12 protein-coding genes and 1 tRNA gene are annotated in these 14,008 nt (G+C 41.8%); 7 read left to right on the top strand and 6 right to left on the bottom strand.

The features are described from left to right. The 5 genes from ACE1B6_RS00835 to ACE1B6_RS00815 form a co-directional block, all read right to left on the bottom strand. The coding region (locus tag ACE1B6_RS00835) for a tyrosine-type recombinase/integrase (RefSeq protein WP_413255334.1) at positions 1-1,071 on the bottom strand (1,071 nt) is incomplete at its 3' end. A 148-nt stretch (positions 1,072-1,219) separates the two neighbouring features. Beyond that, positions 1,220-1,293 (bottom strand) — tRNA-Pro (locus ACE1B6_RS00830). A 46-nt stretch (positions 1,294-1,339) separates the two neighbouring features. Then, the gene (locus ACE1B6_RS00825; RefSeq protein WP_413255333.1) at positions 1,340-1,711 is read right to left on the bottom strand and encodes a DUF1818 family protein; all 372 of its coding nucleotides are present in this window, start codon (positions 1,709-1,711) and stop codon (positions 1,340-1,342) included. Positions 1,712-1,723: 12 nt separating this feature from the next. Then, positions 1,724-2,347, bottom strand: a complete 624-nt coding sequence (locus ACE1B6_RS00820) for a hypothetical protein (protein WP_413255332.1) — start codon at positions 2,345-2,347, stop codon at positions 1,724-1,726. A 75-nt stretch (positions 2,348-2,422) separates the two neighbouring features. After that, a complete protein-coding gene (locus ACE1B6_RS00815; RefSeq protein ID WP_073592500.1) occupies positions 2,423-2,656 on the bottom strand; it encodes a DNA-directed RNA polymerase subunit omega in 234 nt (77 codons plus the stop codon). 328 nt (positions 2,657-2,984) lie between these two features. Between ACE1B6_RS00815 and ACE1B6_RS00810 the strand changes: the two genes are divergently transcribed. After that, on the top strand, positions 2,985-3,695 hold the full coding sequence (locus ACE1B6_RS00810) for a GDSL-type esterase/lipase family protein (protein WP_413255331.1): 711 nt from the start codon (positions 2,985-2,987) through the stop codon (positions 3,693-3,695). Here the strand turns inward: ACE1B6_RS00810 and ACE1B6_RS00805 are convergent. After that, complete coding sequence (locus ACE1B6_RS00805; protein ID WP_413255330.1) at positions 3,666-4,214, bottom strand: pentapeptide repeat-containing protein; 549 nt, start codon at positions 4,212-4,214, stop codon at positions 3,666-3,668. The genes ACE1B6_RS00810 and ACE1B6_RS00805 overlap by 30 nt on opposite strands. A 105-nt stretch (positions 4,215-4,319) precedes the next feature. On the opposite strand from ACE1B6_RS00805, the gene ACE1B6_RS00800 reads away from it, so the two are divergent. From ACE1B6_RS00800 to ACE1B6_RS30025, 6 genes are all read left to right on the top strand, one after another. Then, the gene (locus tag ACE1B6_RS00800) at positions 4,320-5,147 is read left to right on the top strand and encodes a Uma2 family endonuclease (RefSeq protein WP_413255329.1); all 828 of its coding nucleotides are present in this window, start codon (positions 4,320-4,322) and stop codon (positions 5,145-5,147) included. Between the two features lie 188 nt (positions 5,148-5,335). Beyond that, positions 5,336-5,851 (top strand): hypothetical protein, encoded by a 516-nt coding sequence (locus ACE1B6_RS00795; protein WP_413255328.1) that lies wholly within the window; start codon positions 5,336-5,338, stop codon positions 5,849-5,851. 310 nt (positions 5,852-6,161) lie between these two features. Continuing rightward, the gene (locus ACE1B6_RS00790) at positions 6,162-7,127 is read left to right on the top strand and encodes a protochlorophyllide reductase (protein ID WP_413255327.1); all 966 of its coding nucleotides are present in this window, start codon (positions 6,162-6,164) and stop codon (positions 7,125-7,127) included. Positions 7,128-7,240: 113 nt separating this feature from the next. Next, on the top strand, positions 7,241-7,816 hold the full coding sequence (locus tag ACE1B6_RS00785) for a Uma2 family endonuclease (RefSeq protein WP_413255326.1): 576 nt from the start codon (positions 7,241-7,243) through the stop codon (positions 7,814-7,816). 510 nt (positions 7,817-8,326) lie between these two features. Further along, a complete protein-coding gene (locus ACE1B6_RS00780) occupies positions 8,327-11,926 on the top strand; it encodes a WD40 domain-containing protein (RefSeq protein ID WP_413255325.1) in 3,600 nt (1,199 codons plus the stop codon). Between the two features lie 513 nt (positions 11,927-12,439). Further along, positions 12,440-13,963, top strand: a complete 1,524-nt coding sequence (locus tag ACE1B6_RS30025; protein ID WP_459562953.1) for an adenylate/guanylate cyclase domain-containing protein — start codon at positions 12,440-12,442, stop codon at positions 13,961-13,963. The last annotated feature ends 45 nt before the right edge of the window (positions 13,964-14,008 follow it).

Genomic DNA, 14,008 nt, shown 5'->3' with positions numbered 1-14,008 from the left:
AGTTTTGTTGACTACACCAGCATAATGTTCATACAAAGTCTTCACGTTATGACCAGTAAGTTCCGCAACATTAACTGGATTCATACCTTTTTCTAGAGCATGAGAAACTAAAGTATGGCGTGTAGTGTAAGGTTTGCGGTAAGGAATACCTAAACTAGTTAAAACAGGCTTCCAAGCGCGATTACGAAAATTATGATCGTCGATCGCGCCGCCTTGTGGAGCCATGAAAATCAAATCTTCAGGATGGAAATCTGGCGGACGACGAGATAAAAGTATTTGTTGAAGATGCGGGGTTAGATTGATGGTGCGATCTCGACCAGTTTTAGTTTCCTTGCGATGACCACGACTTAAACTTTCACCAATCCAAACCGTCGAACAATTCTCTTCTAGATGTTTCCATTGAAGTGCGATCGCTTCACCAGTCCTGACACCAGTGCCAAAGAGAAATTCCACAAAATCAGCATAGTGAGGACATTGTTCTCGGAAGGCAGTAACAATTTTGAGGATTTCTTCTTTAGTAAAAGGTTTGGGTTTTTGTTTAGGTGGGACACGGACTTTGATATCAGCCCAAGGATTTTCTGTCACCAGTTTATTTTTAATTCCCCAATTCCAGCAAGACCTAAGTAAAGTGATTCGTTCTTTTAAAGTTATAGGTAATATTTCAGTTGCTAGTTTTTCCTTAAATTTAAAGGTGTCAGTTTCCGTAACAGCTTGTGCTGGTTTATTATCAAAAAATGCCTCAAGTTTATTGATAAGCGCCTTGTATTTTTCCAAAGAACGGGAATAAATTAATTTTTGTCTGGATTCCATAAAGCGTTGAAATAACGCTACTACTGAAATCTGATTTGGTGGTGCTGTTTTATATTTCGCTAAACTTGGGTCAAAGTTACCAGTAGCCAAATCTCCTTGAATAACCTTGGCTTTACCCTCAGCCACCATTCGGTTCAGGGGTGTGTCAGGCAGCCCACAATAAAGATAATGTTGCTTCCCTTGATAGCTCCATACCAGCCGGAGCACTCCCTTGAAATTCTGAACTGCTACTGTCCCTTTTCGATTCCGTTGACCAGCCATGTCTGAAACCCTTAAAAACTCGTATCTTAAATTTATCCTTTAAGGTGGCTCAAATCGACATAATTTGTCATAGCCATCGATGGTGTCTGGCAACGGTCAGTATGCTATTTTAAAAGCCAAAACCCGCTACGAGAGCGGGTTTTAGATATCGGAGCGACACGATTTGAACGTGCGACCCCCACTACCCCAAAGTGGTGCGCTACCAAGCTGCGCTACGCCCCGATTTCATTTTGCTTATCTAGTATAACATAAACAAAAGAAATTGCAACTAGAAAACTTGGAAAGTTTGAATTGCTTGCAATAAGTGGGGAACTGCTTCTGCTGACCAGCTGCCTTCGCAACGCCGATCGCCATTTACAATCAAATGCAAACTGTAAGAATGAGGATAACCTGCCACTTCCAGCCAAATTAAGTCAGTTTCGGCTTCTGTGGCAATTTTTTCCTCGTCCATTAACTCACTTGCCATTTGTTTCATAGTTGCTGCTAATTGCGCCAACAAGCGGCAAAAATCGCTTAACTCTGCTTCCGTGAGTTCGATCGCCCAATCATCCCCACCCACTAAACCCTGAAATTTCTCAGCTTTCGGGTTCCAACCAAGTCGCCAACCGACACCACTTTTAATTAATTTCTCATTTGTCATTTGTCATTTGTCTTAAAGTTGAAGTTGCTGTGCGTCTCCTGGTTGAGGTAAGGGAGGAAGAGATCTACCAGGATTAGGAGTCGGAGTTGGTTTTGGAGTTGGTTTTGGGGTTGGTTGAGATTCAGCAGCGGCGTTCGGGTTAAAAATACTGACGAGAGTGTTGACTAAAGCATCTCTTTGGGAACGAGTCAGGCGAGTAATCACGGCGCGATCGCTATCCATCGGATTTTCTCGTAGGGTATCTCCACCCGGATAAACACCATCAAACATTATCTCATTTACGCCCAAATAATCAGCGATCGTCAATTTCCAATCCAAGCGGTAAATCGGGGGACGACCTTTAACAAATAAATGATATCGAATCAAACGACCGACTAAAGTATTACTTGTCGCCTGTTTTCCCGTTTCCTTGCTGATATATTGATTTTCTTTGGGGAAATCGGGCAAAAGTTCATAAACTCTCTGCCAAACATTTTCTAGTCTAAATCTTTGGGGATTCTCACTCGGCGCATCTTGCGCTTGTACGGGTTGGAGAGAGAATAAATTTATGTTGTTTGATGGCAGGTATAGCGATCGCAAAACCACTAAACCCAAAATCGTTAAAGCGATAAGTGTAAATCTCGCATTCTTAGTCATTAGTTATTGGTCATTGGTCATTGGTCATTTGTTATTGTTCACTAACAAAGAACAAATGACCAATAACTAATTACACTATTCGCCGATAATTTCTGGTTGAGTTAACTCATCAGACATTTCAATGATTGCCCGAATCACAGGTTTCATCATTGGATCGTCAATATTTTCAAAATCTTCATAACGGCGACGTTTCGCACGATTCGCCACCTGTACAGTAATCCGATAACGGTTGGAAGCTGCTTTAATTAAATCTTCCGCCCGATACATAACTTGGGTTTGACTAGTCTCAAATTTGGAGCGTTTGTACATAAAACCTTTATTTAGAGGTCATCTTCCAGTTTAGCAGAGGGGTAGGAAGCAGGGGGGCAGGGGGGCAGGGGGGCAGAGGGGCAGGGGGGCAGGGGGGCAGAGGGGCAGAGGGGCAGAGGGGCAGGGGGGCAGAGGGGCAGGGGGGCAGAGGGGCAGAGGGGCAAGGGGGAAAACTCAAAACTTACCCAGTACCCAGTACCCAGTACCCAGTACCCAGTCCCCAGTACCCAGTCCCCAGTCCCCACTCTTCTGTCGCCCAAGGTATTGTGTAGTTTCTTATCATTGTGTCAAGATTTTATAATAGTGCAGTATTTATACTCTGTGATACATGGCAGCATTAGCAGATAGTACTTCCTTTCGTTTACGCTTAGTGAATAATCCTTCCCTAAAGGTAGTAGCACTGGGGGATAGTTTAGTTTATGGATTTGGCGATCATGAAGGTGGAGGATGGGTAGAACGACTCAGACGACAGTGGATGATGCCAGGGAATCCGGGTCATGTTTTGTATAATTTGGGAGTGCGGGGCGATCGCGCACAGCAAGTCGCCCAACGTTTAGAAGATGAGTTTCGTAATCGGGGAGAACTGCGAAATCGCGTTCCAGATTTAATCATTCTGTCTGTGGGAGTGAATGATTCGGCGAGATTATCTAGACAAAATGGCAAAAATTACACAGAATTTAGCAATTTTGAAGCGGAAATGGATGCTTTGCTCGATCGCGCCCAACAATTATGTCCCGTATTATTTGTGGGGATGGTGCCAGTTAATGAAGAGAAAATGCCCTTTTTAGATTGTTTTTACTATAACTTGGCTGACCAATATCGATACAAAGAAGCAACTAAACAAGCTTGTCAGGCGCGAGAGATTCCCTATTTAGACATTTTCGATCTGTGGATGGGACGTGGTGCAGAGTGGATGCGATCGCGCCTGACGGAAGATGGACTTCACCCCAATATTTTGGGATATCAAAGTTTATTAGAAGATGCGATCGACTGGGAAGAAATGCAGAAACTAATGTCTAGTAAAATAATCACAATCTAAACTCTCTCTAGTCGAAACTTTAGTTACTGGATTAACACCTTCTGCGCGTTGACAAAGACGTTTTACTTCATAGCGATCGATAATCGCATCCGTGAAGTCAGCGCCAGTAATATCTGCATCCTTAAAACTAGCATCAACCATGATTGCCGACGTGAAAATAGCGTTTTTTAAATTCGCTTTATGCAAGATGGCGCTATCCATTAAAGCCCCAGCCAGAGTAGCACCTTCTAAGTTAGCTTCCGGCATAATTCCCTGAGTAAAAATCGCTAAATTCAGATTAGAATTTTGGAAATTAATTCCTTTCATTTCGGCAGCGGCAAACACCGCACCTTCTAAATCTGTATTAGAAAAATCGCGGTTTTCCAACTTAGTTTTCGTGTAATTAACTGTTTTTTCTTGGGCTACAGCTACCGGAGTTGCAGTTAGCATTACCCAAAGAAAAGCCAAAATTACCGTTAAAATTACCGTAAACAACCGCAGCCAAATTGATTTAATGATTGTGGGAAATGGTAATACCATAGCAACTTGCTCATAACTTTACTCAACATATTAATGTTCGCACAATATTTGACTAGATTCATAAATTAAAATGCAACTAGAGGCGATCGCAAGCAAGGTGAGCACATGACTACCACCGTTCAAACACCAGTACCACAACTGGCAATTACTTGGCCTTTATTACCAGACGACTTTATTTTACCTGATGACCCAGTGGAAAACACCGACCAGCCTTTACTGGCAGCTGCATTGCGTCAGCCATTAACGCCATTCCCCGAACTTTGCCAAGATGCGCTAATAGTTTCTAATTTTGCCTTATGTGCGGCAATTGATGCCAAAATTATTTGTAAAGCACCAGACTGGATGTATGTGCGCCCTGTACAACCTTGGCGCAAAACCCCACCCCGTCGCAGTTACACACCGCACACAGAAGGAACTATTCCCCAAGTAGTAATGGAGTTTCTTTCCGCTACCTACGGCGAAGAATACTCCGTCGAGTCTACAGAAAACATTGGCAAATGGTTCTTTTACGAAAAAGTCATCCAAGTTCCTCGCTATGTCATTTTCCGCCCAAACACCGGACGCATTGAGGTTTATAGTTTAGAGTCAGGACATTACAAAGCCCAAGAACCTGATGAATCTGGGCGTTATTTCATTCCCGGATTAGACTTATTTTTAGGAGTTTGGGAGGGAGCCCACGAAGACAGAACTGGATATTGGTTAAGGTGGTGGGATGCCCAAGGAAATCTCTTACTATGGTCAGAAGAACAGCGGGAAGCCGAACGTCTAAGGGCGGAAGCGGAAAGTCAACGCGCCGAAGCCGAACGCCAACGCGCCGAAGCCGAACGCCAACGCGCCCAAGAAGCACAAGCTTTGTTAGCACAGGAGAGAGAAAGATCTCAATCCTTACTCGCTAAATTACGCGAAATGGGCATCGATCCTGAACAATTATAAGCTGTTTTGACAGGGCAGGGGAGCAGGGGAGAGGAGAATTTAAAACTTCTCCCTAACTTAAAACTCAAAACTTCCCCAATCCCCAGTACCCAGTACCCAGTACCCAGTACCCTTTGTTAACTTTCTAAAGAGAGATGAATTTACTGAGTAGGTTTGTTTTGCTGGGGGAGTAGGAATAGTTAAGAACGATGAATTATTTAGTGGCAGTTTTGTCCGATCGCATCCAAGTAGAACAAGCATACACCGAACTAGAGAAACAAGGAATCCCCACTCAGCAAGTCAACATTTTAGGTAAAGGTTTCAAAAGTGCTGATGAATATGGATTAATTAATCCAAATCAACAAGCACGTCAAGGTGCAACTAGGCTTTTTGTTTGGCTAGTACCTTTTGGTTTTGTTGCTGGCTACCTGTTTAATCTTTTAACCGGGATTACCATTTTTTCCTCATTAAATGCCGTCGCAAATCATCTTATTGGTGGGCTTTTGGGTGCTGCTTCTGGCGCTTTGGGTGCTTACTTTGTCGGTGGTGGCGTTGCTTTAACTGTGGGTAGCGGAGATGCTTTAGCATATCGAAATCGCTTGAACGCAGGTAAGTATTTAATTATTGTCCAAGGTACCGAAGAATTAACTCGTCAAGCAACTCGCGTGTTGCGTCAGTTTGAACCAGAAAATATTCAAGGATACGCCGAACCAACAGGTGCTTAAAAGGAGAAAATCATGCGTTTAAATTTAATGTTGTTGTGGATAACGCTGTCTTTTGTAGCAGTAGGAACAATCATGTTATTACTACAACCCCAAATCGACTTTCATTAACCAAAAAACATCGAATCTTTGAGTTTTGTTTCCCCTCTGCCCCCCTACCCCCCTGCCCCTCTGCCCCTCTGCCCCCCTGCCCCCCCGCTTCTGTTTAATATTTTCCCAATTTCAATTAAAAACAATTTTTACACTAGTTTTACTGACTCACCGATCGTGAGATCCTAGAATATGGTCTCATGGTCAATTGAGTTGGAAGACAATGGAACAAAATCGGAAGTCAACTGTTGTAATCACGGGTGCCTCCTCTGGAGTTGGCTTGTATGCTGCTAAGGCATTGGCGAAGCGGGGATGGCACGTAGTTATGGCTTGTCGGGATTTAGCGAAAGCGGAAACCGCTGCCAAAAGTGTAGGAATGTCGCCAGATAGCTACAGTCTGATGCAGATCGATCTCGGTTCCCTGGACAGTGTTCGCCAATTCGTGAAAAACTTCCGGGTAAGCGGTCGATCGCTAGATGCTTTGGTGTGCAATGCGGCAATTTATATGCCTTTAATCAAAGAGCCATTGCGAAGCCCAGAAGGTTATGAGTTAACTATGACTACTAATCACTTGGGTCATTTTCTACTCTGTAATATGATGCTAGAAGATCTGAAAAAGTCACCTGCAACAGATAAAAGAATGGTGATTTTAGGGACTGTTACCCATAACCCAGATGAGTTAGGCGGGAAGATTCCTCCTCGTCCCGATTTAGGAAATTTTGAGGGTTTTGCTGCTGGATTTAAAGATCCGATCACCATGATTGATGGCAAGAAGTTTGAACCTGTGAAGGCTTATAAAGATAGCAAGGTTTGCAATGTGTTGACTATGCGCGAATTGCATCGTCGCTATCATGATTCTACGGGGATTACTTTCACTTCTTTATATCCGGGATGTGTGGCAGATACACCTCTGTTCCGTAATCATTATCCGTTGTTTCAAAAACTTTTCCCTTGGTTCCAAAAGAATGTTACCGGGGGTTATGTTTCTCAAGATTTGGCTGGCGAAAGAGTTGCTATGGTAGTCGCCGATCCTGAGTATAAACAATCTGGTGCTTATTGGAGTTGGGGAAATCGACAAAAGAAAGATGGTAAGTCTTTTGTGCAGAAGGTTTCTCCCCAAGCACGGGATGATGAAAAGGCGGAAAAAATGTGGATTTTGAGTCAACAATTGGTGGGATCTCTTAGTTAAGCCGATCGCCAATTTGACGCTTTAACAAGCTAAATATAGCGGTAGGGTGGGTTATGCTATAGGCAATACACACCCTACTAAAAGTATTTTAATGTTGAAGTTCTCAAAAAATTATGAATACTACTACTCTACCAAAGTTGACTTTTTCACAATATCTTACCTACGATGATGGAACGGATAACCGCTATGAATTGGTGCGGCAAGAACTTAAGCTAATGAATCCTCCAACGTTGTTACATATCAGAATTGCTAAGTTTTTAGAAAGTCAATTCGATTTAGAAATTGCAAGATTAGGTTATCCTTGGGAAGCATTTAGAGAAGTTGGACAGCAAACGGAGTCAGATAGCGCCCGTCTTCCCGATGTGTTAGTTATAACGCAGGAAGTAGCGGAAAGTTTGATGGATTGTTCCGCTGTTTTGCAAGTTCCCAGTTTGTTAGTCGTGGAAATAGTTAGTCCGAGTTCTTCGAGAGATGATTACAAAGAAAAATTGGCGGAGTATCAAGCTTTTGGAATTCCTGAATATTGGGTAGTAGATCCTGTGTCGAGGCGCGATCGACGGGTAACTGTTTACCTGTTGGAAAATAAAGTTTATCAGAAACAAGAGTTTCGCGGTAATCTGAGGATTATTTCGGCAACTTTTCCTGAATTGAATCTCACTGCTGAACAAGTTTTGAGAGGAAAGTTATAAGTAGTTAAGTTAGCGATTGGGGACTGGGGACTGGGGACTGGGGACTGGGATTCTTGATACACCAAGCATTTTACTAATTAATCAAGTTAACCGATCGCTATAAATGTAATATGGAATACCTAAATGTTTGCTACAGATGTTCGATCCCCCCTAGCCCCCCTTCCCAAGGGGGGAACAAGAGTGAGTTTAAAGTCGGTTGTATTTGGCCAAGTACTCCTTCTCAGTCCTTCCCAAGGGGGGAACAAGAGTGAGTTTAAAGTCGGTTGTATTTGGCCAAGTACTCCTTCTCAGTCCTTCCCAAGGGGGGAACAAGAGTGAGTTTAAAGTCCCCCTTATTAAGGGGGATTTAGGGGGATCTCCGATTTGTGGCATCCTTTTTTCTATTTGATATAAAAGAGTCATCTTTTTTGGCAAAGTCCTTAACTTTTCTGTATTTTCAATTTAGAGAAATCATTTTATAAGTAGTTGAATCGAGGGGGAATTGAAAATTGGTCAAGGTGGGCTTTGATTATGCAAAAATCTACTTTATCTTATCAATATCATGTTGGGGGTCGGCTTCCGATTGATGCGCCTAGTTATGTGGTGCGACAAGCCGATCGCGAACTCTACACTGCTCTCAAGGCTGGCGAGTTTTGCTATGTTCTTAATTGTCGCCAGATGGGTAAGTCGAGTTTGCAGGTGCAGGTGGCGAAGCAGTTACAGGAGGATGGGATCGCTTGTGCAACTGTGGATCTGTCGGGGTTGGGAAATCGGGGGATTACGATCGACCAATGGTACGCTGATATTATTATGCGGTTGGTGCGGAGTTTTCGATTGGCTGGTCAAGTTAATCTTCGCAGTTGGTTAGCCGATCGGCAAGATTTATCACCTGTGCGTCGTTTGGGTGAACTTTTCGAGGTAACTTTACCGGAATTAATTTCTCAACCAATTGTGATTTTCTTTGATGAAATTGATAGTACTCTGAGTTTACCTTTTGATACTGATGATTTCTTTGCGTTGCTGCGTTCTTGTCATGTTTCTAAACGCCTGACTTTTGCTTTGTTGGGTGTGGCTACTCCTTCAGATTTAATTGCGAATAAAACTCGGACTCCTTTTAATATTGGTAAAGCTATTAATTTGTGTGGTTTTCAACTTGATGAAATCGAACCTTTAGTGCGAGGATTGGAGGGAAAAGTAGAATACCCGGAAACGGCTTTAAAAGAAATTTTATCTTGGACTGGAGGACAACCTTTTTTAACTCAAAAACTTTGTCAGTTGGTGGTACAACAGGGAGAATTGGAAGGGAGAGAAGTTGCAGGTGTAGAGGGAAGTTCTACAAATGTGCAGTTTCCCTATTTGCAAAAGTTGGTACAGGAGATTTTAACCAATCATAGTGTTTGTTCGGTGCAAATTTCTAATTTAGTAGAAACGCGAATTATTGATAATTGGATTGCACAAGATGAACCGCCACATTTACGGACGATTCGCGATCGCCTCCTCAAAGATGAACAACGTGCTAGCCGTTTATTAGGATTGTATTTGCACATTCTCCAAAATGGCAGCGTTTTAGCTGATGATTCTCCCGAACAAATTGAATTATTATTATCTGGTTTAGTCGTTAAACATCAGAATAAATTACAGGTTTATAACCGCATTTATGAAAGAGTTTTTAATCTGGAATGGGTAGAGAAACAACTAAGTCAAATTCGACCTTATGCTGTTCAACTTAACGGTTGGGTAGCTTCAAATTATCAAGATGAATCGCTACTTTTACGCGGACAAGTTCTCAAAGATGCAGAAGCTTGGGCGTTAGGAAAATGTTTAAGTAATCAAGATTATCGGTTTTTTGCTGCTAGTCAAGAAATAGATAAACGGGAAGTTCAAGGTGCTTTAGCTGCATCAGAACAAGCAAATCAAATTCTGACAACTGCTCAAGAACAAGCCCGAAAAACAATTCAAAAAGGTGTATTAGGTTTATTATTACTGTCAACGATCGCTGTTTCTTTGGTGGGAATATCAGGATTATTGGCATGGAAAACTAACAGACAACAACAAAAGGTTGCTTTGGGCGAAATTAATACTCTGGCGATTTCTTCAGAGAATTATTTTGAACTGCATCAAAGATTTGATGCTTTGTTGGCAAGTTTAAAAGCCGGATTAAAGTTGCATCAAATGGGTTGGGAGAATTCCGATCCTGAGTTGAAAGCGAAAGTAAAAAAGACCTTGCAACAATCGGTTAATTGGATCGGGGAAAGCAACCGTTTAGAAGGTCATACTGATGTAGTAACTAGGGTAAAGTTTAGCTCTGATGGCGAAACTTTGGCAAGTTCTAGTTGGGATAAAACTATTAAGTTGTGGCGACGAGATGGGCAAATTTTACATACTCTCAAGGGTCATGATGACACAGTTTGGAGTATCAATTTTAGCCCGGATGGGAAAAAGTTAGCTAGTGCTAGTCGCGATCGCACTGTGAAAATTTGGCGCGTCGAAGATGGCAAAGAACTTGCTACTTTACAACATGATGATTGGGTCGCTTGTGTGGGGTGGAGTCCTGATGGTAAAATGGTTGCAGCGATGGGTTGGAATGGGAAAATCAAAATTTGGAATTCCCAAGGTGAAGAGTTAATAAATTTCCAAACTCATGATGCACCAGTGGTAGCAATTAGTTTTAGTCCAAAGGGAAATGCGATCGCCACTGCAAGTCGAGATGGAACAGCAAAAGTTTGGAGTTTGTCGGGGAAAAAACTCCTAACTTTGAAAGGTCATCAAGATTGGGTAATGTATGTTAACTTCAGCAAAGATGGGGAAACGATCGCTACTTCTAGTCGCGATCGAACTGCAAAAATTTGGAATTTGCAAGGCGAAGAATTAGCAACTTTACAGGGACATACTGATACTGTCGGTAGTGTAGTTTTTAGTCCCAATGGCAAAACTTTAGCTACTTCTAGTTATGACAATACTATCCGCATTTGGAATCGCAATGGCGAAACTTTGCAAGTCTTACAAGGACACCTAAATCCCGTTTGGGGTGTGCATTTTAGCAAAGATGGAAAACTACTTGCTAGCAGTAGTGAAGATACAACTGTTAGACTTTGGAATGTGGCAGATCTGACGAATCAAGAAAACGTTTCCTCTCTCCATCCTCACAGTTTAAATTTTGGCAGTGCGGCGATTAATAGTGTTAGTTTTAGTCCCGATGGTCAAACTTTGGGAACAACAGGAAGATACACAATGGGAAAACTTTGGAATCGTCAAGGAGAATTATTAGTTAAACTCAAGGGACATGAGGATACAGTGAGAAGTATTAAGTTTAGTCCTGATGGAAAGACGATCGCCACTGCAAGTCGAGATAAAACTGTTAAACTGTGGAATTTAAAAGGCGAAGAACTGGCAACTTTATTTTGTCATAAAGCCGATATTCGTAACATTAGTTTTAGCCCAGATGGTAAACTTGTAGCAAGTGCAGGTTGGGATAGTGTCGCTAAAATTTGGGAAGTTAGTAAAGGTAAAGAAATAGTAGTTTTGCGCGGACATCAAGCAGGATTACAAGATGTTAGCTTTAGTCCCGATGGTCAAATTCTTGCTACTGCTAGCGAAGATGGAACGGCTAAACTTTGGAATTTACAAGGTGAAGAATTAACTACTCTTGCAGGACATCAAGCTGGTGTTTTAGCTGTTACATTTAGTCCCGATGGTCAATTTATTGCTACTACGAGTAAAGATAAAACTGTGAAACTTTGGAGTCTGCAAGGGAAAGAGTTAGCTACACTTTCAGGACATCAAGAAGATGTGACAGCAGTAAGTTTTAGTCCGAATGGTAAGATATTAGCAACTGCGGGTGAAGATATGACTGTGAAATTGTGGAGTCGCGACGGTGAAGAGTTGCAATCTTTAGGCGGACATTCGGCTGGGGTGAGAAGTTTGAGTTTTTTAGGCGATCGCACTTTAGCTTCTTCTGATTCTACGGGAAATGTTATTTTATGGAACATCGATCTGAATTCTCCTCCCGATCGTCTTCTGTCAAAAGGTTGTTCTTGGATCGGTGATTATCTGAAAACAAATATTAATGTTCAAAGGGGAAGTAATGCTGCTGCTTTACAGGAAGTTGGGAGACTTTGCGATCGCCTTTAGCCACCTCCTAAAACTACACTTGACCAAGGAAAATCGCTGAAAAATACTTAACTTTTCTGTATTGACGGCACAAATTTTAAAGCTTATAAATAAAGGTATGAAGATCAGGATTATCTCAGGATAAGCCAAACTCATTTATTGTAATATTAGCTATTCTCACAGATTTTTTCAGTGAAAAACAATCTGCAAGCTGGTTTTTATGAAACTATTTGAACAGGGTGTGTACTAACGTAAGTTGCTAGTTATTAATTCTTTCCTGTTCCCCCCTTATTAAGGGGGGTTAGGGGGGATCTTCGGCTGGGATTACTCGGGTTTGATCCCCCCAACCCCCCTTAATAAGGGGGGCTAAGAAAAGAAAGCAACCTCCCTGATTCAGGGGGGCTAAGAAAAGAAAGCAACCTCCCTGATTCAGGGGGGCTAAGAAAAGAAAGCAACCTCCCTGATTTAGGGGGGCTAAGAAAAGAAAGCAACTTGAGTTACTACTAAATTCCGTTACTCAACTCTGTTGTGGTTATGATGATGCCAGTAAATATTTACACTTTCTTTAGTGCGATACGGATCGCCGCTAAACCTTCTCATCTCCCCGATCGAGCGAATAAGATCGCCAATTCACAGTCGATTTCCGGGAAAATTCATCTCTTTAATTCATACAAAACTCGGCTTTCGCGACGAATTGCCCTTACTGTTTTTGCCAGTTTTCTAGTCATTGAAGGAGCAGTTTTTATTCCTTCAGTAAATCAGAAGAGTCAGGAACTAGAAAATCAACTGAAAGAAGTGACTTCAGCGAAAATTGAGTGGATTATTCGGACTTATCCAAATGCTTCAACAGAGGAGTTATTGTTCCACATTCAAACACTTCAAAATGAAGCAATGCTCAAGGGTTTGTTGGGAGGCGTGTTATACCGAGCTTCTGATGGCAAGGAGTTAGGTCAGTTTGGTGAAACACCTAGCTTATCTTGGTTAATGGTAAATCAGCAACAGTTGCAGCAACGATGGTTTAAATTTGAAGGTCGCTATGATGTTGCTTGGTTTCCTAATGAATTGGGGAATGATTATATTTTAATTATTCGCCATGATGCGTTCTCTATTCAGCAACAACTTTATCTTTATGTGTTAAGAATTATCGCGATTGTACTATTAATTTCGGCACTGATTACCTTGGTGACAATGTGTGTTGTGCAATCAGTGGTGATTGTACCGATTTTAAGACTTCGTGATAGTTTGATGGAAGCTTCTATTGCTTTACAGCAAGAGGGCATTCATCCAGAATCTCATTTAATGGTAGTCGATCGCCAGGATGAATTGGGAGAAGTAATAACTGCTTTTAATGAATCGTTTTTGCGGAATTATGGCGAAATAAATCGTCGCCAACAGGCAGAAGCAGAAGCTCAAATAGAACGAGAAAAAGCAGAAAGATTGCTGTTGAATATTCTGCCAGCACCAATTGCTGAAGATTTGAAACAAGGTCGGCGTACTATTTGTGATAACTTTGCCGAAGTTACTGTATTGTTTGCTGATATTGTTGGGTTTACCACTCTTTCAACCAGAATTTCTCCCGATCGATTAGTTGCTTTACTCAATCAGATTTTCTCAACCTTTGATGATTTGAGCGATCGCTACGGATTGGAAAAAATCAAAACAATTGGTGATAATTACATGGTAGCAGGAGGTTTACCAATTCCCCGTCCCGATCATGCAGAAGCGATCGCTGAAATGGCTTTAGAAATGCAAGCAGCGATCGGCAAACCTGAATTTCAAATTGCAGAAATGGAACCCCTCAGTTTGCGAATTGGGATTAATACTGGGCCTGTGATTGCTGGAGTAATTGGCAGTAAAAAGTTTATCTACGATTTATGGGGAGATACTGTCAATACTGCCAGCCGGATGGAATCCCATAGTTTACCCGGTTGTATTCAAGTTACAGAAACAACTTATCAACTTTTGCAGCCTAAATATTTGTTTGAAAAACGAGGTACACTTTCAGTTAAAGGCAAAGGAGAAATGGTTACTTACTGGCTAAAGGGACAACAAACATAAGTTTAAATTACCATAAATTTAGCTTGATATTTGTTATTCTTGAAC

It is taken from the genome of Floridaenema fluviatile BLCC-F154 (genome assembly GCF_041929135.1).
GTDB classification, from domain to species: domain Bacteria; phylum Cyanobacteriota; class Cyanobacteriia; order Cyanobacteriales; family Aerosakkonemataceae; genus Floridanema; species Floridanema fluviatile.
This window is presented reverse-complemented; position numbering and strand designations above follow the sequence as displayed.

Excerpts from the sequence above, each read along its gene's own strand:
- ACE1B6_RS00825 (WP_413255333.1), bottom strand. The coding sequence starts at position 1,711 with ATGACAAATGAGAAATTAATTAAAAGTGGTGTCGGTTGGCGACTTGGT.
- ACE1B6_RS00820 (WP_413255332.1), bottom strand. The coding sequence starts at position 2,347 with ATGACTAAGAATGCGAGATTTACACTTATCGCTTTAACGATTTTGGGT.
- ACE1B6_RS00815 (WP_073592500.1), bottom strand. The coding sequence starts at position 2,656 with ATGTACAAACGCTCCAAATTTGAGACTAGTCAAACCCAAGTTATGTAT.
- ACE1B6_RS00810 (WP_413255331.1), top strand. The coding sequence starts at position 2,985 with ATGGCAGCATTAGCAGATAGTACTTCCTTTCGTTTACGCTTAGTGAAT.
- ACE1B6_RS00805 (WP_413255330.1), bottom strand. The coding sequence starts at position 4,214 with ATGGTATTACCATTTCCCACAATCATTAAATCAATTTGGCTGCGGTTG.
- ACE1B6_RS00800 (WP_413255329.1), top strand. The coding sequence starts at position 4,320 with ATGACTACCACCGTTCAAACACCAGTACCACAACTGGCAATTACTTGG.
- ACE1B6_RS00795 (WP_413255328.1), top strand. The coding sequence starts at position 5,336 with ATGAATTATTTAGTGGCAGTTTTGTCCGATCGCATCCAAGTAGAACAA.
- ACE1B6_RS00790 (WP_413255327.1), top strand. The coding sequence starts at position 6,162 with ATGGAACAAAATCGGAAGTCAACTGTTGTAATCACGGGTGCCTCCTCT.
- ACE1B6_RS00785 (WP_413255326.1), top strand. The coding sequence starts at position 7,241 with ATGAATACTACTACTCTACCAAAGTTGACTTTTTCACAATATCTTACC.
- ACE1B6_RS00780 (WP_413255325.1), top strand. The coding sequence starts at position 8,327 with ATGCAAAAATCTACTTTATCTTATCAATATCATGTTGGGGGTCGGCTT.
- ACE1B6_RS30025 (WP_459562953.1), top strand. The coding sequence starts at position 12,440 with ATGATGATGCCAGTAAATATTTACACTTTCTTTAGTGCGATACGGATC.